Genomic DNA, 18,678 nt, shown 5'->3' with positions numbered 1-18,678 from the left:
CCCCCCCCCCCCCCCCCCCCCCCCCCCCCCCCCCCCCCCCCCCCCCCCCCCCCCCCCCCCCCCCCCCCCCCCCCCCCCCCCCCCCCCCCCCCCCCCCTCCATCACCCGCCCCCCACCGAGATCTACACCCAGTTGGCATCGTCGGCAGCGTCAGATGTGTATAAGAGACAGAATCTTGTGTTTCTGCCGGTACCAGATGGCGGTGTAAACACCTTTCTGATAAACCTGCGCATACTGGTTTTCTTCGGTCAACGCGGCTGCCGTTTGCTCAATGTAGCCCTGCTTGATATCCGGCGAGATCTTGATGTCTATCCCGGCAATGCGTGCCTGCAGTGTCTTGCTCTTCGTCGATTGCGCATACTGTTTTGCCGCATTTTCCAACGCCTGCTTCTCTGCCGCAGCGTAAATGGCGGTCTGACGGTTTTGTTCGGCCAGATAGCAGGTATCCTTGGAAACGCCCTGTGCTTCACATTCAGCCATGCGCGACGCCGCAGAAGTGCAGCCAGCCAGCAAGATGGCAATCACCACGGTAGACAGTGTCCTAATTATCATTTTTAGTTCTTCGAGTTAGTCAGGATGACACCGGAGTGTTCCTGCGTTTATTTATGCATTTTTTTAGAAGCTATTAGCTACTAAATAAAGCGATGTTTAGCCTGGTTTGTTGATTTACCGAACTGATGCTACAGAATATTCTTAGGCAAGCATCACGTTTTAACCATTATGTTGACCAATGTCAATTTTTGTCAGCTACTGAGAACAGATCTCAAAAATCATTTACACGTAGCTATTAGCTCCTTAATTTGAGTTAAGTTAACTCTGTGTCGGAATTTGCGTAGCTGTGGGGGACGGAATTTATGTGCTAAACTGCGGCATGTCTGTAGAGAGTAAGAGGAAATCGCAGGGTGGATAATCAAGCAGAGTTTAAAAGCTATCTGGAACGATTAGGCATTGAGCAGCCTGCACTGTGCATACTCTTGGGGGTGCAGCGCAGCACCCTGAATAAATGGGTGAATGGCACGGTAACCGCAATTCCGGCCATCGCCACGACCGCGGTCAAAATGCTGTGGTTTATCAAAGAGTCCGATCCGGAGCTGTTCCAGCGCTGGATGATGATCCAGGACTTTGGCGTGCCGGCAGAGTACGCGACCAATGACAAGGCGTATGAATTCCTGCACGTCCTGAAGCGTGAGCCATCACCACCGATTAAGAAACTCCGGGCCCAGGTGGCGGCCCAGAAGCGATAACATCGCGTGTTAAACTGGTAAATCAATACTTTGCACAAAGCCGGTGATGCGTTCATCGCGCCGTTGGAACAGCGTGACAATTTCTTCTACGGCTTTACCACAGTCGTTACGCCAGGCCAGGGAGAGCGGTGACGGTTGCCGCTGATTGACCACTTCACGGGTGATCAACTGGCCGCTATCCAGATAGGGTTGGCAAAGATTTTTCGGCAAGAACCCTACGCCTAGCCCCTGCAAATGGCATTCGAGTTTACTGCGCAGATCTGGCACCTTGATCTCTTTTTGGCCGGGCAGCAGCCAGGCAACGCGTTTGGTCAGGTTGCGCGAAGTATCTTCCACGTTGATCGCCGGGTAGCTACGCAGCCGATCTTCATGCAGTGCCTTGTCCTGGCAGGCCGCGAGCGGATGATCTGGCGTGACCACAAAAGCCCAACTGATCCCCCCCAATTTCAATACGCTGACGTCATTAGCCAGTGATTCAGACCCGGTGGTGCCAATGGCCAGCTGAAAATCCCCGTGCAACAACGAATCCCATACCCCCATATACACCTGACGCGAGATATGAAACTGCGTGAAGGGATAACGCTGTTGCAGGTAGGCCAACAGCCGGGCGACGCTTAGCGGGTTGTACAGCAGGTTGTTGATCACGATATTGACCTGATGCTCCACGCCGTCATTGATCTGGCGTAGCTCATCGGGCATGGAGTCGAGCCAGTTGTGCCATTGGCGGCAACGTTCCAGCAGGTATTCACCTGCGGGGGTCAGGTTGACGCTGCGGGTGGTGCGGATAAATAGCTGGGTGCCGATGCTTTCTTCCAACGTTTTGATGCGGTAACTGATGGTGGCAGTGGTTTTGTGCAGTAATTCGGCGGCGCGGGAAAAACTTTGGCATTCCGCGACTTTGATAAACGATCGAATTGTTTCGTGATCCAGCATATCGATTCCTTAACCGGTGCGGCCATCATTCTCCTAGAGTTGCAAAAGAATTTACTTACCTTAGTTGCCTTGGGTTAGTCATAAAACGGCTTCCCGTGATCGCGCTCACGTTTTATTACCCTTCCTCTGCTGAAAGTAACAGCTCTGTTAACGAACTGTATCGTTGCGGTGTGTTTTTTAATATGCTGATTTTTAATGAAATATTTTCAATGTGGCACAGAAAATGTGCAGCAGATCGTATTGTGGAAAATTTTTCCAATATTAACTTTTAAATTTAAGGCGACCTGTCTAGAGTGAACCCATTCAGTAATGTTCCTTTTTGAAACGATCCTGGAGAAACTGATGGACCTGATTGCCGCTGAGTTAACACCTGAAGCTTTTGCACCCTATGGGAATGTATTGCAGATCGAGGGGGCGCCCTTTTTCCATATTAATGGTGGTAAAACAGAACGATATCATGATCTTGCCAATGTAGAAGTGGCCGACGATCATCGGGTGCTGGTCAGCATCAACCGATCTGAGCCTTGCGATCTTCCGTTGGAGTTCTCAGTGTTGGAGAAACATCCTTTGTCTTCACAGGCTTTTATGCCTATGAAGGGGGAACGCTTCGTGGTGATTGTTGCTGAAGCCGGGGAAGGGGACGAAATTCCGTTACATACTTTGCGCGCCTTTATCACCAACGGTAAGCAAGGGGTGAATTACCACCGCAATGTTTGGCACCACCCGCTGTTTGCCTACGGTGCGATCACTGACTTTTTCACGGTGGATCGTGGCGGTGCCGACAACTGTATCGTCAAAACATTGCCAGAGACTTACCGGGTTGTGCTTGGATAGCGCTGTCCCCAAGCGCATAGGCTGTTTATTATAGCGGAGAAACCTTGAGCTAAATAAGGAAAGCCTGAATGAACGAAGTACGCAGAAAGGGAAGACCAACGACAGAAGCAGGGGCGACGAAAGGCGCGCAGGCGTTGGATCGTGGGTTGGAGATCCTGCAATTTCTGGCCAATGCCGGAGGAAGCTCATCCGTTTCCGTGCTGTCCGAGAAGTTGGAGTTACCGCTATCAACGACTTTCAGATTATTGAAAGTATTAGAGAAATCGGAATTCGTTTTTCAGGATCCCCAGCTTGGCTGGTGGCATATCGGCATCCAGTCGTTTACCGTCGGTGCGGCCTATATGAATGACCGGGACGTGGTTTCGGTTGCGGGCCCTTATATGCGGCGGCTGATGTTGCTATCAGGCGAAACCGCCAACCTGGCCATCAGGAATAACTTTGACGCGGTGCTGATCCGTCAATGTGAGTGCCAGGCCATGGTGCGTATGTGTGCGCCACTTGGCAGCCGCTTACCGCTGCACGCATCCGGGGCAGGGAAAGCGCTGCTGTATCCGCTGGCGGAAGAGGAGATGCTGGATTTGTGCGTACGTTCGGGGCTGCACTCGTTTACCCCGAAGACCCTGACCAGCGTAAATTTATTACGCAAGGATTTAGCGCAATCGCAGGCGCAGGGCTATACCGTTGATGCTGAAGAACATGCCCTTGGCCTGAATTGCCTGGCTTCGGCGATCTTTGACCGCAACAACAACGTCATTGCGGCCATCTCCATTTCAGGGCCCAGTTCACGCGTTAGCAGCGATCGTTTCAAGGATCTGGGGGAGTTGGTGCGTGACGTAGCCAACGACATCAGTACCGCGCTAGGTGAGTCGCGCAGCAAGAAATAGCACGTTTAAAGCAAAACCTGTAGCCGCGATCGCGGCTGCAGGATGAGGTGACCTCCCCGTTTATTACTAAACGGTTTTTTTTGAACCTACTTCAATTTTGGAAAATTTTTCCAAAAATTTAGGAGAACGTTTAGATGGCAATTATGCGAGCAGTAGATGCGGCAATGTACGTGTTGGCAAAGGAAGGCGTGAACACCGCATTCGGCGTGCCTGGCGCGGCGATCAACCCTTTCTATAACGCGATGCGTCAACACGGCGGCATCAAACACTATCTGGCGCGTCATGTTGAAGGCGCTTCCCACATGGCGGAAGGTTACACCAGGGCCAAACCCGGCAATATCGGGGTGTGTCTCGGGACTTCGGGGCCAGCGGGAACGGACATGATCACCGCACTTTACTCCGCCTCTGCCGATTCCATTCCCATTTTATGCATCACTGGCCAGGCTCCCCGGGCGCGTTTGCATAAGGAAGATTTTCAGGCGGTAGATATTGAATCGATCGCCAAGCCGGTGACCAAAATGGCGGTGACGGTCATGGAACCGGCGCTGGTGCCCCGCGTGTTGCAGCAGGCTTTCCACTTGATGCGCTCTGGCCGCCCTGGCCCGGTGCTGATCGATTTGCCTTATGACGTGCAGATGGCCGAGATTGAGTTTGATCCGGACACCTACTCCTCGCTGGGGGCTTACAAACCGGCGGCCACTAAAGCGCAGATCGACAAAGCCCTGGACATGCTGTGTGCCGCAAGCAAACCGTTGTTCATCGCCGGTGGCGGGATCTTCAACGCGGATGCGGCCGACCTGTTGCAAGAGCTGGCGGAGACCTGCAACGTACCGGTGATCCCAACGCTGATGGGCTGGGGCTGTATCCCGGACGATCACCCGCTGATGGCAGGGATGGCCGGATTACAAACCTCACACCGTTACGGTAACGCCAACCTGCTGGATTCGGATCTGGTATTTGGCATCGGCAACCGCTGGGCTAACCGCCATACCGGTTCGGTAGATAAATATACCGCCGGGCGTAAGGTGATCCACATTGATATCGAACCGACTCAGCTTGGCCGAGTGATCTGCCCGGATCTGGGTATTGTTTCCGATGCCAAAATCGCCCTGCAAATGTTAGTGGCAAGAGCTCGTGAACGTGCGGATCAAGGGCTGCTGCCGGATCGTTCACAGTGGGTGGAAACCTGCCTCCAGCGCAAACAAACTCTGCTGCGTAAAACCCATTTCGACAACGTGCCCATCAAACCTCAGCGCGTTTACGAAGAGATGAACCGGGCGTTCGGGCGTGATGCCTGCTACGTCACCACCATCGGGCTTTCGCAGATCGCGGCGGCGCAGATGCTGCACGTGTTCAAACCGCGCCATTGGATTAATGCCGGGCAGGCGGGCCCATTAGGTTGGACTCTTCCTTCTGCTTTGGGCGTCTGTGCCGCCGATCCGCAGCGCAAAGTGATCGCGCTGTCGGGTGACTACGACTTCCAGTTCATGATCGAAGAGTTGGCCGTTGGCGCGCAGTTCAAGCTGCCGTATATCCACGTGGTGGTCAACAACGCTTACCTGGGGTTGATCCGCCAGTCTCAGCGCGGTTTCGATATGGATTACTGCGTCCAACTGTCCTATGAAAACATCAACAACCCGGAAGGGGGCGAATACGGTGTCGATCACGTCAAGGTGGTCGAAGGGCTGGGATGTAAAGCGATCCGCGTCGTTAAGCCTGAAGATATCGCTCCGGCCTTCCAGCAGGCGCAAGAGTTGATGCGTCTGCATCAGGTTCCGGTGGTGGTGGAGATTATCCTCGAGCGGGTCACCAATATCTCGATGGGGACTGAGCTGGATAACGTCACTGAATTCGAACCCGTTGCCGAGTCGCCAGAAGATGCGCCGACCTCGGTCAGCTACTTCAACTATCAGTAAGGAGCAGGCTCATGCCGAAGTTTTCAGCCAACTTATCGATGTTGTTTAATGAAGTCGATTTTATGCAGCGGTTTCGCTGTGCCAAAGAGCAGGGATTCACGGCGATTGAATATATGTTTCCCTACGATTATTCCGTGCAGGCGTTGAGGGGCGCACTGGAAGAGAATCAACTCACGCAGGTATTACAAAACCTGCCTGCCGGGGATTGGGCTGCGGGTGAGCGGGGTATCGCTTGCCTGCCTGGGCGCGAGGCCGAGTTTCGTGATGGCGTAGGTCTGGCGGTGGAATATGCCCGTGCGCTGGGCTGTGCGCAGATCAACTGCCTGATCGGTAACCCGGATAAATCCGTCGCCCAACATAAGACCGATGAGATTGTGGTCGCTAACCTGAGCTATGCGGCAAGGGAGTTGGCCAAGGCCAATATCCGTCTGTTGGTTGAACCGATCAATAAATACGATATGCCCGCTTTCTATCTGCAAACCACTCGTCAGGCGTTGGAACTGATGGATTGGGTCGCGAGCCCTAACCTGTTTATTCAATACGATATCTACCACATGCAGCGCATGGAGGGCGAACTGGCCCACACCATGGAAACGCTGTTGCAGAAAATCGCGCATATCCAGGTTGCCGATAATCCGGGGCGCCATGAGCCAGGAACCGGGGAAATCAATTACGACTATCTGTTCCGCGCGCTGGACAAGATGGGCTATCGCGGTTGGATCGGCTGTGAATACAAACCTGCGACCACGACGGCAGCCGGCCTGTCATGGATTAAGCAATATCAACATTGAGGGACATATCATGAAAGTAGGCTTTATTGGTTTAGGGATCATGGGCACGCCAATGGCTGAAAAGCTGATCGCAGGCGGTCATCAGCTGTATGCCAACACCTTGAATAAGGTTCCGCCGGAGCTGGTGGAGAAAGGGGCCATAGCCTGTGCTACTCCCAAGCAGGTGGCCGAGCAGGCTGACGTTATTTTTATTATGGTACCCGATACGCCGCAGGTGGAAGAGGTGTTATTTGCGGCCAAAGGCTGTGCCGAAGCACCGCTCAAAAACAAGATCCTGGTGGATATGAGTTCTATCTCGCCGCTGGAGACAAAGGAGTTTGCCAAACGCATCAACCAACTGGGCGCTGATTATCTGGATGCGCCGGTATCCGGTGGGGAAGTGGGGGCCAAGCAGGGCAGCTTGACCATTATGGTCGGCGGTGACGAAGGCGTATTTGGGCGGGTAAAACCGTTGCTGGCCCTGATGGGGAAAAACATTACGCTGGTCGGTGGCAATGGCGACGGCCAGACCTGCAAGGTTGCCAACCAGATTATTGTAGCCCTGACGATCGAAGCGGTATCCGAAGCGCTGATATTTGCTTCCAAAGCGGGTGCCGATCCGGCACGGGTCCGTGAAGCGCTGATGGGCGGCTTTGCCTCATCGCGCATTCTTGAAGTGCACGGTGAGCGGATGATCAAACGGACATTTGAGCCGGGCTTCCGTATCTCCCTGCATCAAAAGGATCTCAATCTGGCGTTACAGGGTGCGAAGTCGTTGGCGCTCAGTTTGCCTAATACTGCCACTTGCCAAGAGCTGTTCAACCTCTGTGCGGCCAATGGTGCCAAAGATCTTGACCATTCCGCGTTGGTACAGGCGTTGGAAATTATGGCTAACCATAAAGTGGCTGGCTAAAGAGTAAGACATAACAAGTTGCAGGTGTCTTTCGCCTGCAACTTGGATTCTGGTTATCGTATCGTTGTTTAATGGTTATATTCCTGTCTGTCTTGGCCGTATTGGTATTTGACTAATATAAAGATTAGTACATCAGTTTGTTGTAATGATAATAAACAAAAAAACCTACGCTATTTTCTTATTTAATATAAGAAGGACCTGTCATGGAATCTATTAGCAATAAGCAGAGAGAGATTTACCAACGGCGCGGCTATCATGAGGACCTATTACCCAAAGAAGCGGATAAGAAAACCTGGAAGGGAATTAACTATTTTACCTTGTGGATGGGTTCGGTACATAACGTACCCAACTATGTAGCCGTCGGGGGCTTCTTTATTCTGGGGCTTTCCACCTTAAGCATCATGGCCGCCATTATTCTCAGCGCCTTTATTATTGCCTTTGTGATGGTGATGAACGGCGCTGCCGGTTCGAAATACGGTATTCCTTTTGCCATGATCCTACGTGCTTCTTATGGCGTGCGTGGTGCGTTGTTTCCTGGGATCCTCAGAGGCTGCGTGGCCGCCATCATGTGGTTTGGCTTGCAGTGTTACGCAGGCTCGCTGGCCTTCCTGATCCTGATTGGCAAACTGTGGCCACAGTTTTTGACCTTGGGCGGGGATTTCAACCTGTTGGGGATCGGCCTGCCTGGGCTGATTGCCTTCCTGATTTTCTGGGCGGTTAACGTGGCCATCGGCCTGGGAGGCGGCAGCATTCTCAACAAGTTTACCGCGATCCTCAACCCCTGCATCTACGTGGTGTTTGGCGGCATGGCCATTTGGGCTATTTCCATCGCTGGCCTGGACAACATCATCGCTTATGTTCCGGCCAATGCTATAACGACTCACAATGGCGGCTTCATGTTTTTGGTGGTGATCAATGCGGTGGTGGCGGTATGGGCCGCTCCGGCGGTCAGCGCCTCGGACTTTACCCAGAACGCCAGCAGTTTCCGCCAGCAGGCCTGGGGGCAAACGCTGGGATTGGTGGTTGGCTATCTGCTGTTTGCCGTCGCCAGCGTCTGTATCCTGGCCGGGGCCAGCATTCATTACGGCGTTGATACCTGGAACGTGCTGGATATCGTACAAAAATGGGACAGTATTTTCGCCTCGGTGTTTGCGGTGCTGGTGATCCTGATGACCACCATCTCCACCAATGCGACCGGTAACATCATACCTGCGGGTTACCAGATTGCCGCTATCGCCCCGAAAAAACTCACCTATAAAAATGGCGTGGTGATTGCCAGCATCATTAGCCTGATTATCTGCCCGTGGAAACTGATGGAGAATCAGGAAAGTATCTACCTGTTTCTTGATGTGATCGGCGGAATTTTAGGGCCAGTGATCGGCGTGATGATGGCGCATTACTTCATCGTGATGCGCGGCGAGATCGACCTTGATACCTTATATATCGAACCCGGTAATTATAAATACTACGATAACGGTTTTAACAGCGTGGCGTTTATTGTAACGCTGTTTGCTGTGTTGCTATCGTTGGGCGGTAAGTTCATTGAAATACTCGAGCCTTTATCACGGGTTTCCTGGTTTGTTGGCGTTATCAGCGCATTCTGTTTATATGCGCTACTCAAAAGTAGAACAGTGGTTAATCGGCAAGAATATACCTGAAGTGAATATGATAAAGAAGTAAATAACCCTAAGCGTAATAATATGATACTTTAATTTCACGAAGGAGCATGACCATGTCATACGATTTAATTATCAAGAACGGTAAGGTTGTTTTAGAACATGATGCCATCATTACTGATATTGCGGTTAAAGAGGGCAAGATAGCCGCCATCGGCAATGGTCTTACCGGTGCTAAAACGGAGATTGATGCCAGCGGAATGGTGGTGGCACCGGGCATGATCGATGCCCATGCGCATATGTCCGAGCCGGGCCGTACCCATTGGGAAGGGTATGAAACCGGTACGCGTGCTGCGGCCAAGGGCGGTATCACCACCATGGTCGAAATGCCGCTGAACCAACTGCCAGCCACGGTGGACAGAGCCTCGATAGAAATGAAGTTCTCGGCGGCAGAAGGCAAGCTCACCATCGATGCGGCCCAGTTTGGTGGCCTGGTTTCCTACAACCTGGATCGGCTGCATGAGCTCGATGAGATTGGCGTGGTGGCCTATAAATGCTTTGTAGCGACCTGCGGCGATCGCAGCGTCAGCAATGACTTCCGCGACGTGAACGACTTCGAATACTTCAAAGGTTTGCAGACCTTAGCCAAGCTGGATCAGTTGGTGGCGGTGCACGCCGAAAACGCCCTGATTTGTGATGCGTTGGGGGAAGAGGCCAAGGCGGAAGGGCGCGTAACGGCGCACGATTATGTCGCCTCTCGCCCGGTATTCACCGAGGTTGAGGCGATCCGCCGGGTGCTGTATCTGGCCAAGGTCGCGGGTTGCCGCTTGCATATTTGCCACATAAGCAGCCCAGAAGGGGTGGCGGAAGTGACTCGTGCTCGTCTGGAAGGGCAACAGGTCACCTGTGAGTCCTGCCCGCACTACTTCGTGCTGGATACCGACCAGTTTGAGGAAATAGGCACCCTGGCCAAGTGTTCACCGCCGATCCGCGATGCGCAGAACCAAAAAGGGCTGTGGGATAAGCTGTTTAACGGTGAGATTGACTGCCTGGTGTCCGACCACTCGCCGTGCCCACCGGATATGAAAGCGGGCAATATCATGCAGGCCTGGGGCGGGATCGCCGGGATACAAAACTGCGTCGATATCATGTTCGATGAAGCGGTGCAGAAAAGGGGCATGTCGCTGCCGGTGTTTGCCAAATTGATGGCGACCAACGCCGCCGATATTTTTGGTTTGAAGCACAAGGGGCGCATTGCTGTAGGGAAAGATGCCGACCTGGTGTTCATTCAGCCCAACAGCAGCTACGTACTGGCAACGGGCGATCTCGAGTATCGCCATAAGGTCAGCCCTTATGTGGGGCGGAAAATCAACGCAAGGGTGGCCAAAACCATCCTGCGTGGCGAAGTGATTTACGATCTCAAGGCGGGTTTTGGCGTTCGTCCGATCGGTAAATTTGTGCTTAAACATCAGCAATAACGCTAGTTAATCAGCGCCCGTCACCGGGCGGGCGCGTGAATGATGGGATAGTGGATATGAAGGAAGCACCCATGAACGGGTTATGTGCCAGTCGTAGCAGTTGGTTATCGGGTTTGCAGTGGTTCTTTTTCATTTTCTGCAATACGGTGGTGATCCCACCGACCCTGCAATCGGCATTCAACCTCTCTGCTGGTGTGACCTTTTGTATTACCCAATATACCTTTATCTCAACGGCGCTGGCCTGTCTGGCACAGGTGTTTTTGGGCCATCGACGAGCCATTATGGAAGGGCCAACAGGTCTGTGGTGGGTGACCATTTTAACCCTGACCCTGGCGGAAGCAGCCAACGGCACGCCGCTGCCAGAAATTGGTGGCAGCCTTGCGGTGGGGATCCTGATCTCTGGCATCTTGACCATTCTTATTGGGGCTAGCGGTTTGGGGTTCCGCCTGGCACGGCTGTTCCGTCCGGCGGTGATGGCCACGTTTATGTTTTTGCTGGGGGCGCAGTTAATCACCATCTTCATGAAAGGGATGCTGGGGTTACCTTTTGGCGTTTATACCGGCGTCGTGACCATTAACTCCCCAGCCTTTTACTGGGCATTGACGGTGTTGCTGTTGATTATTGCCATTATTGCCTTTTTACCGCGGGCGATCGGCAAATATGCGCTGTTAATCGGCACTCTGGTTGGCTGGGGCGTTTACAGCTGGTGGTTTGCCCCCACCGGTGTGCCGATCACGGGCAGCGATTGGGTGCTGTTCCCACTCGGGTGGCCGCAGGAATTGCATTGGGGGATTGTGATCAGCGCCGTCCTGACCGGTTTGGTCAACGTATCGAATAACTTTGCCGCCATTCGTGGCACCGATATTTTTTACGCGGACGGCCCGGCGGGCAGAAGCCTGTTCCGGCGTAGCTTTATGGTCTCAGGTGGGCTGACCTGCCTGGCTGCTCCACTGGGCGTGGTGCCTTTCTCGCCTTTTGTCTCTTCCATTGGCCTGCTGACCCAGACACAAGACAGCAGTCAGCGCTCGTTTATTATTGGTAGCGTGGTATTCCTGCTGGTGGGGATGTTGACGCCGCTTGCGCAATTCTTCTGCAGTATTCCTCTCACGGTCAGCAGTGCCGTTATGCTGGCCTCTTATCTGCCGCTGCTGTTCTCCTCGGTGCTGTTTATCAACAAGATCGAACTGAATAGCCGCAACATTTATCGGCTGGCGCTACCGCTATTTTTGGGCGTATTCCTGATGAGTATGCCTTCCTCCTTTTGGCAGGGGGTGCCGATCACCATCAGGCCGCTATTCAGCAATGGCCTGTTGATTGGCGTGCTATTGGCGGTGTTGGTTGAGAATAGTATTCCGTGGGATAAGGTGAAACCACGCTAGCATTTATAATATAGCAATCAATATTGTTTAAATTCTCACCGCCCTGTCTTTGATGATGAGGGCGATTTAATCCAATGACACTGAAATAAAATCTGAAATAGCAGGATGCCAACCAAGGAGATCCGATATGGCGACCAATAATGCTGCGATTGATCAAGCTATTCTGGCCAGTCCCGACAAGGCTAAACTCTACCGTAAAATAGCCTGGCGAATTATGCCGATATTACTGATTAGCTATATCGTCGGTTATCTTGATCGTGTTGGGATATCATTTTCAAAATTCCAGATGATGCCGGATATTCTGCAAGGTAATGTGTCGATGGCAGAGGCGGTTTATGGCCTCGGTGCTGGTGTATTTTTTATTGGTTATATTATCGCCGGTGTGCCAAGTAATATCTTACTGAGTAAGTATGGTGCGCGGAAGGTCATCGCCCTGTTGATGTTGGTATGGGGCACGATTTCAATGCTGAGTATCTTCATTACCAATCCCACACAGTTTTATCTGGCACGATTCCTGCTGGGGTTAGCCGAAGCCGGTTTTTATCCGGGGGTGATCCTCTATCTGACACTGTGGTTCCCTTCAAGCCAGCGGGCAAAAATGACGGCGCTGTTTGTTTGTGGGATACCGGTGAGTAACATCATCGGTGGGCCACTTTGCGGTTGGATTATTGAAAACATGAATGGCATGTTCGAGCTGTCCGGCTGGCAATGGTTATTCTTTATCAGTGGTCCGCGTGCATTATTGATTGCGGTCGTCATTTTCTTCTTCCTGGATAATACCTATCAGAGTGCTAAATGGCTCAGTCCACAAGAAAAAGAGATGATCACCCAAGATATGGTGCAGGGAACATCGAAAAAGATAGGTGCTGATGGTGCAGCGCAGGAGTGGACAATGAAGACCATGCTGAAGTCTTCTGCTTTCACTAAAATGTGGTTGATCTGTTTCTGTACGGTGATGGGGCAAGGGGGATTGGCCTTCTGGGTGCCAACCATGATCCGTGATACGGGGGTAAGCTCGGTAATGGATATCGGTTTGCTGACCATGCTGCCGTATATGCTGGCCGTTGTCGCTATGCTAATGGCTGCACGCAGCTCTGACAAACACCGAGAAAGGCGTTGGCATATCATTGTTCCTTTTTGTATTGCTGCGGTTTCGTTGATTTTTATCGGCCTGTTCCCAGACAATAAAGTCATCGTGATGGTGGCATTATGTATTGCTGTTGCCTCCAGCCTGGTCCCTTCGCCGCTGTTCTGGAGTTTGCCAAATGCTATCTTTACCGGTACCTGCGCTGCTGCTGGGATAGCGCTAATTAACTCGATTGCCAATATAGGAGGTTTTATTTCTCCTTATATTATTGGTTACTTTAAAAACACCACGGAGAGTAATCTGGTCGCGATGTGTGTGCTATCCAGTATGATGATATTGGGGGCCATATTGACCTATAGCGTTCCGGCAAAACTGGTTAATAAATAATAGTCAATAGAAGTTCGGTTATTGATAATTGCTCCGATTGATAAAAAACCATGCTCTCTCTGCCTATGTGGTGATCTATTTCATTGGCTGAAGGTATGGTTTTTTTTGGTTAATGATGAAGAGGGGACCGAATGTGCCACGTATTAACTCCAGCGTATTAATGTCTTCACCGGGATCCTTAATTAAGGATTGGCAACGTGTTACCGATTAACATCAGCGTATTGAATCGATAGATTGAATCCAGCGTATTAAAGTCTTTGTCTTACCGATGGGCTTCTACACTTGAATGTTGCGCTGAACTGGCTCCCTCTCCCTGTGGGAGAGGGTTGGGGTGAGGGGAAATATTGATTGCTGAATGAGTAAGAAGACTCTGCTTTAATCAATTAGGCCACACTACTTAGAGCGTGGCCTTTGGGCGGGATTAGAAGTCAACGTCGCGGTTGCAGTCTTTCGAGTAGATATAGCTGAACTCTTCCTGGCCCACCGCATAGCCGGCTTGCGGAACATAGGCAGCCATAAAGATGTAATCCCCTTTCTTGACCGGGATCCACTCGTTATCCAGGTTGTACATCCCAGCACCGCTGAGAATATAAGCACCATGTTCCTGCACGTGAGTCTCGATATAGCCATGGCTGGCGCCTGGCTTGAAAGAGAGGATATGGATGTTCATATCGAACCCCAGATCCTTCGGTAGCAGATCTTGCAGGATCACATCACTCATGCCTTCATAGTGAATTCTTTCCAGCTTGTTGACGTTGTTGCTCACCACGTGAGCTTCATAGCCCTTGATGCGGTTGTAGACACGCTTGTAGAGGAACAGCTGGCTTGGTTTTCCGCCGTTGGTGTTCTCCAGGCGCAGCATCACACCGGCAGGGCAATACAGATAGCCGCCCGTGGTGAGTGGATAATCGGTGCTGTCGGCTGACGCGGTGATGTTGCCTTCGATAACGTAGACCAAGGTTTCAATATTCTCACCGCCAAAGCCTTGCTGGTTACGGCCGCCATCATGCAGTGTCACCAGATAATCGACAAAAGTGGCGCCCAGTTTCGGGGTAGCAAGAATGGTAACGTCGCAGTTCTCAAAGCCTGGAATGATGTTACGCACCAGGCCATCCGGTGGGATCACGGCATAGTTGTCGCGTTTGATAATGGAGCGCGAAGCTAGGATATCTTTTGGATAGCCAATCTGATTATTGATATAACCCACGTTAATTCTCCTGATTAGTCAGGGCCGTAGCCCTACAACAAAAATTATGCCTGTGCCGCCGTTTGGCGATTGTTTTTCTGCTTCATCAACACGTTGACGGTAAAGAAGATCACGGTGCCGATCAGCAGGATGGCGGCCGAGATATAGAAGCCCATCACCTTGGAGCCGGTGCTGTCGGAGATCACCCCGGTGAGGAATGGAGCAATCACCGAAGAGGACATGCCGAAAAAGTTAAACACGCCAAAGCTGGTGCCGTAGCCTTTCTTCGGAGCGTTATCCGCGACGAAGGAGATCATGATCGGATCCACCGCCAGCTTACCGAGCAGGCCGTAAAGGATCAGGCTGACCAGCAGGGTGGTAGAGTCCGGTGAGATCACGGTGCAGACCAGCGTCACTGCGGCACAGATTTGCAAGAAGATGATCAACTGCACTTTCTTGGCGCGGAAACGGTCAGACATGCGGCTGAAGAACAGCGCCCCTGGAACGGAGGCAAAGGCAACCAGCGCGGCGGAGAAGCCGATGGCCACGCCTTCGAACCCACGTTCCTGTTGCAGGAAGGAAGGCAGCCAGGTCACGATCATGTAGTAGCCATAGCAGGTGGCGAAATACATCACGTAGGCGGAAATCATCCGCAGGCTGAACAACCCACTGGCTTCCTCGGTCTCTTCTACCGATGTGGCCGCAGCGGCTGCCGGGCTGGCGGCTAGTGAGGCGGTGTAGGAGCCCCCTTTGATCACCAGGAAGAACACCACCGTCATTACCACCAGCAAGCCGGTGATGATAAACAGCATGATTTGCCAGTCCATCCCCATGCTTTTCACCAGCAGGCTGGAGGCGATCAGGCCAATGGCCATCCCCAGCGCAGAGCCGCTGTTGATAATGGCGGTGGCCAAACCACGGCGTTCCAACGGGATGTTTTCTGATGACAGCGAGTAGGCTGAACCGTAGTAAGAGCCACAGCCCATCCCGGCCAGCAGGCTACCGGCGTAGATCATGGTCAGGCTGGTGGCGTTGCCGATCAGTAAGGTGGCGATGATGAACAGGCAAAAACCTGGGATCAGCACCACCTTCTTACCGAACTTATCCACCAGGATCCCGGCCGGGATTTGCATCCCGGTATAGGCAAAGAAGTAGAAGCTGGCGATCAGGCCCATCTCGGCGTTGGAATGCGAGCCGATGGTTGCCTGGATCTCAGGGAAGATCGGTGTCAGCACCGTGCGGTAAATCCAGATCACCGCCCAGCCCAGGCACAGGACCACCACGATTTTTTTCCAATACAGCGGATCAAATCCGGTGTTGGAGGAGGTTTTACTGTTGCTCATAGGCGGGCTCCCTGCTCGGTATAGGCCAGTTGGTATAAGGTATGCGCCAGAATTTTCACCCCTTCGGCCAGGTCGGGCAGTTCGGTTTTTTCCGCCGGGTTATGGCTGATACCGGCAATGCTTGGCACAAACATCATCACCGTCGGCACGTGCGGGGCAAAAATCTGTGAGTCATGGCCAGCACCGCTGTGGATCATGCGGTAGTTCAGCTTATGGCTTTCACACAGGTGGCTGACGCAGGCCAGTAACTGTTTGTCCATGGGGATCGGCGTTTCATCCATCCACAGGTCGATCTCGACCTCAATGCCCATTTCGGCACAGATGCGCTGAATATCGGCTTCGATCTCTTGGGTAAAACGCAGCAGCGTCGCTTTGTCGGTGTGGCGGCAATCCAGGGTGAAATGAGTGAATCCGGGCACGACGTTGACGGTGTTAGGCTTGGGCTCGACCTTGCCAAAGGTCAGCACCAGCGGGTCGCCTTCCGCTTTGGCCTTGGCGATGGATTCGCAGCAGATCCGGCTGAAGGCATAAACGGTGTCCTTACGGTAACCCATTGGCGTGGTGCCCGCGTGGTTGGCCTCGCCCTTGAGTTTGATATCGTAGCGGCGCTGGCCGACGATGCTGGTGACCACACCAATGGTTTTTCCTTCGGTCTCCAACACTTTGCCCTGCTCGATATGCAGTTCAACGAAGGCGGCGATATCTTTGCGCAGAGGCTGGTCTTGCGGGCGGAAGTCAAAGCCTGCGCTATGCATGGCGTCAACGAAATTTACGCCTTTGGCATCACAGATGCTTTTGACTTCTTCCGGGCGAGCGGAACCGATAATGTTTTTACTGCCCCAGAAAACGTAAGGGAAACGGCTGCCTTCCTCCTCGGCCAGCGAGATGACTTCCAGCGTGCGCAACGGCGCACCGTAGGTTTCTTTCAGATGTTTGATCGCCAGATAGGCGGCTTCGATACCAAACTGACCATCAAGGTTGCCGCCGTTGACGACCGTATCGATATGCGAGCCAGAAAGGATCACCTGATCGGGATATTTGCTGCCCTGCAGGCGGCCGGATAAATTGCCGACGGCATCAAAAGAGGTCGCCAGACCGGCGGTTTCAAAAGCCTGCTTCAGCGCCTGTTGGGCTTCCACCCACTCAGGGGTATACAGCAAGCGCGTCATGCCGCCGCTGGGATCTGCCCCGATCTTGGATAACCAGCCAGAAGTTTCACTAATTTCTTGTTGGAAATTCTTCATATTTATCTGCCTGCTTGTAACGTCCCTGAGACATGCGCCAACTCAGCTTTGTCGGGAGGGTTGATAAGGAAAATGGCGGCGAAAATAGCTTTTCTCCGCCTGATTTAATTAATCTGACGATTAACTGGCAAACGGATCTTTATGGTCGTAGGAACGCTGGTAAATATCGTCAGAAATCAGGTATTGATAAATGTCGTCAACAATATCGATGCCATTCTTTTCATTTTCTATTTCGCGCATATGGCTACCCTGGCCAGGGTAGAGCACTTGTTTCACGCCAGGTGCCGGTTTGATTTCGTTCAGTTCTCTCATTACCTGGCTGATATGTTTACGGAAGGTCACTTCGTTGGTGAAATAGCTTGGGTTGAGCACGATATGCAACTGGCCCAACTCCCGGCCTGCACTTAAGTCGTGATACATCGAGCTGACGTGTTTACCGAACGGCAGGCCAAGCAACACGCCGGATAGAATATCGACCATCATCATCAGGCCGTAACCTTTTGGCCCGGCGATAGGCAACAGCCCGCTGACGGCGAAAGGATCGGTGGTGTTATTGCCTTCGCTGTCTACCGCCCAGGTATCCGGGATTGGCACGTTGCGTGAGCGAGCATCCAGCACCTTGCCCCAGGCTTGAACCGTAGTGGCCATATCGAAGGTCATGATGTCGTCGCCTTCGGCCGGTGCCGAGAAAGCGATAGGGTTGGTGCCGTAATAGACCTCTGCACCGCCATAAGGGACGACCATCGGATCTGACTGACACACTGAGATGCCAATCATGCCCGCATGGGCGGCCTGTTGCACAAAGTAAGACAGCGCGCCACTGTGGCCGATGCGGCGAACGCCTACCACCGCTACGCCGTTCTCTTTCGCCATTTCGATGGCGTGGTCCATACCCAGCTTGGCTGCGACATGTCCGGCACCGTTGTCGCCATCAAAAACTGCGCTGCAAGGGCCGGTTTTTTCAAAGGTGAAATGCGGGTCGTTATTGGTGCCGCCTTTGCTGATGCGTTCAGAATAATATTCCACCCTCACCGCGCCATGGGAATGGATCCCGCGCGCATCTGCATGGACCAAAACGTCCGCGACAATCCCGGCGTGTTCCTGGCTTAGGCCTGCAGAATGAATTTTATTTTGAATCAGTTGATGCAGTTGCTGCTTAGAGACTTTCATTGACAGTCCTTCCATTGATATACCCCATGGATTTCAAGCTGCAGCTTGAAAGACGACGGGTATACGGTTTATTAAAACTATCTCTGTCTCCTACTGTATAAACATAGCAAGGGAATAATGTGATCCAGACGGCTATTATTTTATTGGCTTAAATTTTCGTTGAATGGCATTACCATTGTTAGATTATTTTTAACAAAGCGCCGTCTTTCTGACGATTGAATTCAATTAATCCCCGCCGGACTTGATGATTTTTTCTAACAATGGGCAAAGTGTGATGAGACTCACCTTCGTCAA

General features: G+C 52.4%; 16 protein-coding genes. 10 read left to right on the top strand and 6 right to left on the bottom strand.

Translation table 11 applies throughout. The features are described from left to right. Window positions 1-150: 150 nt before the first annotated feature. Window positions 151-552 (bottom strand): hypothetical protein, encoded by a 402-nt coding sequence (locus tag JHD74_RS20350; RefSeq protein WP_199063383.1) that lies wholly within the window; start codon window positions 550-552, stop codon window positions 151-153. A 350-nt stretch (window positions 553-902) separates the two neighbouring features. On the opposite strand from JHD74_RS20350, the gene JHD74_RS20345 reads away from it, so the two are divergent. Next, window positions 903-1,244 (top strand): hypothetical protein, encoded by a 342-nt coding sequence (locus JHD74_RS20345; protein WP_024528423.1) that lies wholly within the window; start codon window positions 903-905, stop codon window positions 1,242-1,244. Between the two features lie 9 nt (window positions 1,245-1,253). On the opposite strand, the gene allS is transcribed toward JHD74_RS20345, so the two are convergent. Then, window positions 1,254-2,177, bottom strand: a complete 924-nt coding sequence (gene allS, locus JHD74_RS20340; protein WP_024528424.1) for an HTH-type transcriptional activator AllS — start codon at window positions 2,175-2,177, stop codon at window positions 1,254-1,256. Window positions 2,178-2,519: 342 nt separating this feature from the next. Here allS and JHD74_RS20335 point away from each other — a divergent pair, with 342 nt between their 5' ends. The 9 genes from JHD74_RS20335 to JHD74_RS20295 all read left to right on the top strand — a co-directional run bounded on the left by JHD74_RS20335 (window position 2,520) and on the right by JHD74_RS20295 (window position 13,441). Next, window positions 2,520-3,011 (top strand): ureidoglycolate lyase, encoded by a 492-nt coding sequence (locus tag JHD74_RS20335; RefSeq protein WP_199063382.1) that lies wholly within the window; start codon window positions 2,520-2,522, stop codon window positions 3,009-3,011. Window positions 3,012-3,079: 68 nt separating this feature from the next. Further along, complete coding sequence (gene allR / locus JHD74_RS20330; RefSeq protein ID WP_024528426.1) at window positions 3,080-3,895, top strand: HTH-type transcriptional repressor AllR; 816 nt, start codon at window positions 3,080-3,082, stop codon at window positions 3,893-3,895. A 134-nt stretch (window positions 3,896-4,029) separates the two neighbouring features. Then, the gene (gcl, locus tag JHD74_RS20325; RefSeq protein ID WP_199063381.1) at window positions 4,030-5,811 is read left to right on the top strand and encodes a glyoxylate carboligase; all 1,782 of its coding nucleotides are present in this window, start codon (window positions 4,030-4,032) and stop codon (window positions 5,809-5,811) included. 11 nt (window positions 5,812-5,822) lie between these two features. Then, window positions 5,823-6,602 (top strand): hydroxypyruvate isomerase, encoded by a 780-nt coding sequence (hyi, locus tag JHD74_RS20320; protein ID WP_065686302.1) that lies wholly within the window; start codon window positions 5,823-5,825, stop codon window positions 6,600-6,602. Window positions 6,603-6,612: 10 nt separating this feature from the next. After that, a complete protein-coding gene (glxR, locus tag JHD74_RS20315; RefSeq protein ID WP_199063380.1) occupies window positions 6,613-7,494 on the top strand; it encodes a 2-hydroxy-3-oxopropionate reductase in 882 nt (293 codons plus the stop codon). A 203-nt stretch (window positions 7,495-7,697) separates the two neighbouring features. After that, window positions 7,698-9,152: a putative allantoin permease gene (locus tag JHD74_RS20310; RefSeq protein ID WP_199063379.1), complete on the top strand. Its 1,455-nt coding sequence runs from the start codon at window positions 7,698-7,700 to the stop codon at window positions 9,150-9,152. 74 nt (window positions 9,153-9,226) lie between these two features. After that, window positions 9,227-10,588, top strand: a complete 1,362-nt coding sequence (gene allB / locus JHD74_RS20305) for an allantoinase AllB (RefSeq protein ID WP_074027779.1) — start codon at window positions 9,227-9,229, stop codon at window positions 10,586-10,588. A gap of 71 nt (window positions 10,589-10,659) precedes the next feature. After that, on the top strand, window positions 10,660-11,967 hold the full coding sequence (locus JHD74_RS20300; RefSeq protein ID WP_199063378.1) for a uracil/xanthine transporter: 1,308 nt from the start codon (window positions 10,660-10,662) through the stop codon (window positions 11,965-11,967). A gap of 127 nt (window positions 11,968-12,094) precedes the next feature. Next, a complete protein-coding gene (locus tag JHD74_RS20295; RefSeq protein ID WP_024528432.1) occupies window positions 12,095-13,441 on the top strand; it encodes an MFS transporter in 1,347 nt (448 codons plus the stop codon). 421 nt (window positions 13,442-13,862) lie between these two features. Here the strand turns inward: JHD74_RS20295 and allE are convergent, their stop codons facing one another. The 4 genes from allE to allD form a co-directional block, all read right to left on the bottom strand. Continuing rightward, window positions 13,863-14,648: a (S)-ureidoglycine aminohydrolase gene (gene allE / locus JHD74_RS20290; RefSeq protein ID WP_065686305.1), complete on the bottom strand. Its 786-nt coding sequence runs from the start codon at window positions 14,646-14,648 to the stop codon at window positions 13,863-13,865. Window positions 14,649-14,692: 44 nt separating this feature from the next. Further along, window positions 14,693-15,970 carry an MFS transporter gene (locus tag JHD74_RS20285; RefSeq protein WP_186579538.1) on the bottom strand — a complete coding sequence of 426 codons (1,278 nt, stop codon included), beginning with the start codon at window positions 15,968-15,970 and terminating at the stop codon, window positions 14,693-14,695. Further along, window positions 15,967-17,214: an allantoate deiminase gene (gene allC / locus JHD74_RS20280; protein WP_065686307.1), complete on the bottom strand. Its 1,248-nt coding sequence runs from the start codon at window positions 17,212-17,214 to the stop codon at window positions 15,967-15,969. The genes JHD74_RS20285 and allC overlap by 4 nt, the downstream gene beginning before the upstream one ends. 120 nt (window positions 17,215-17,334) lie before the next feature. After that, window positions 17,335-18,384 (bottom strand): ureidoglycolate dehydrogenase, encoded by a 1,050-nt coding sequence (gene allD, locus JHD74_RS20275; RefSeq protein ID WP_024486472.1) that lies wholly within the window; start codon window positions 18,382-18,384, stop codon window positions 17,335-17,337. Window positions 18,385-18,678 lie beyond the last annotated feature (294 nt).

The organism is Serratia sp. ASV30, from assembly GCF_016428815.1.
Taxonomy (GTDB): Bacteria; Pseudomonadota; Gammaproteobacteria; order Enterobacterales; family Enterobacteriaceae; genus Chania; species Chania fonticola_C.
The sequence above is the reverse complement of the archived record's forward strand: the minus strand, read 5'-3'. Positions and strand labels throughout refer to the sequence as shown.

What these genes read in the sequence shown, in the direction of transcription:
- JHD74_RS20350 (WP_199063383.1), bottom strand. Translation starts at nt 552, where the DNA reads ATGATAATTAGGACACTGTCTACCGTGGTGATTGCCATCTTGCTGGCT.
- allS (WP_024528424.1), bottom strand. Translation starts at nt 2,177, where the DNA reads ATGCTGGATCACGAAACAATTCGATCGTTTATCAAAGTCGCGGAATGC.
- JHD74_RS20335 (WP_199063382.1), top strand. Translation starts at nt 2,520, where the DNA reads ATGGACCTGATTGCCGCTGAGTTAACACCTGAAGCTTTTGCACCCTAT.
- allR (WP_024528426.1), top strand. Translation starts at nt 3,080, where the DNA reads ATGAACGAAGTACGCAGAAAGGGAAGACCAACGACAGAAGCAGGGGCG.
- gcl (WP_199063381.1), top strand. Translation starts at nt 4,030, where the DNA reads ATGGCAATTATGCGAGCAGTAGATGCGGCAATGTACGTGTTGGCAAAG.
- hyi (WP_065686302.1), top strand. Translation starts at nt 5,823, where the DNA reads ATGCCGAAGTTTTCAGCCAACTTATCGATGTTGTTTAATGAAGTCGAT.
- glxR (WP_199063380.1), top strand. Translation starts at nt 6,613, where the DNA reads ATGAAAGTAGGCTTTATTGGTTTAGGGATCATGGGCACGCCAATGGCT.
- JHD74_RS20310 (WP_199063379.1), top strand. Translation starts at nt 7,698, where the DNA reads ATGGAATCTATTAGCAATAAGCAGAGAGAGATTTACCAACGGCGCGGC.
- allB (WP_074027779.1), top strand. Translation starts at nt 9,227, where the DNA reads ATGTCATACGATTTAATTATCAAGAACGGTAAGGTTGTTTTAGAACAT.
- JHD74_RS20300 (WP_199063378.1), top strand. Translation starts at nt 10,660, where the DNA reads ATGAACGGGTTATGTGCCAGTCGTAGCAGTTGGTTATCGGGTTTGCAG.
- JHD74_RS20295 (WP_024528432.1), top strand. Translation starts at nt 12,095, where the DNA reads ATGGCGACCAATAATGCTGCGATTGATCAAGCTATTCTGGCCAGTCCC.
- JHD74_RS20285 (WP_186579538.1), bottom strand. Translation starts at nt 15,970, where the DNA reads ATGAGCAACAGTAAAACCTCCTCCAACACCGGATTTGATCCGCTGTAT.
- allC (WP_065686307.1), bottom strand. Translation starts at nt 17,214, where the DNA reads ATGAAGAATTTCCAACAAGAAATTAGTGAAACTTCTGGCTGGTTATCC.
- allD (WP_024486472.1), bottom strand. Translation starts at nt 18,384, where the DNA reads ATGAAAGTCTCTAAGCAGCAACTGCATCAACTGATTCAAAATAAAATT.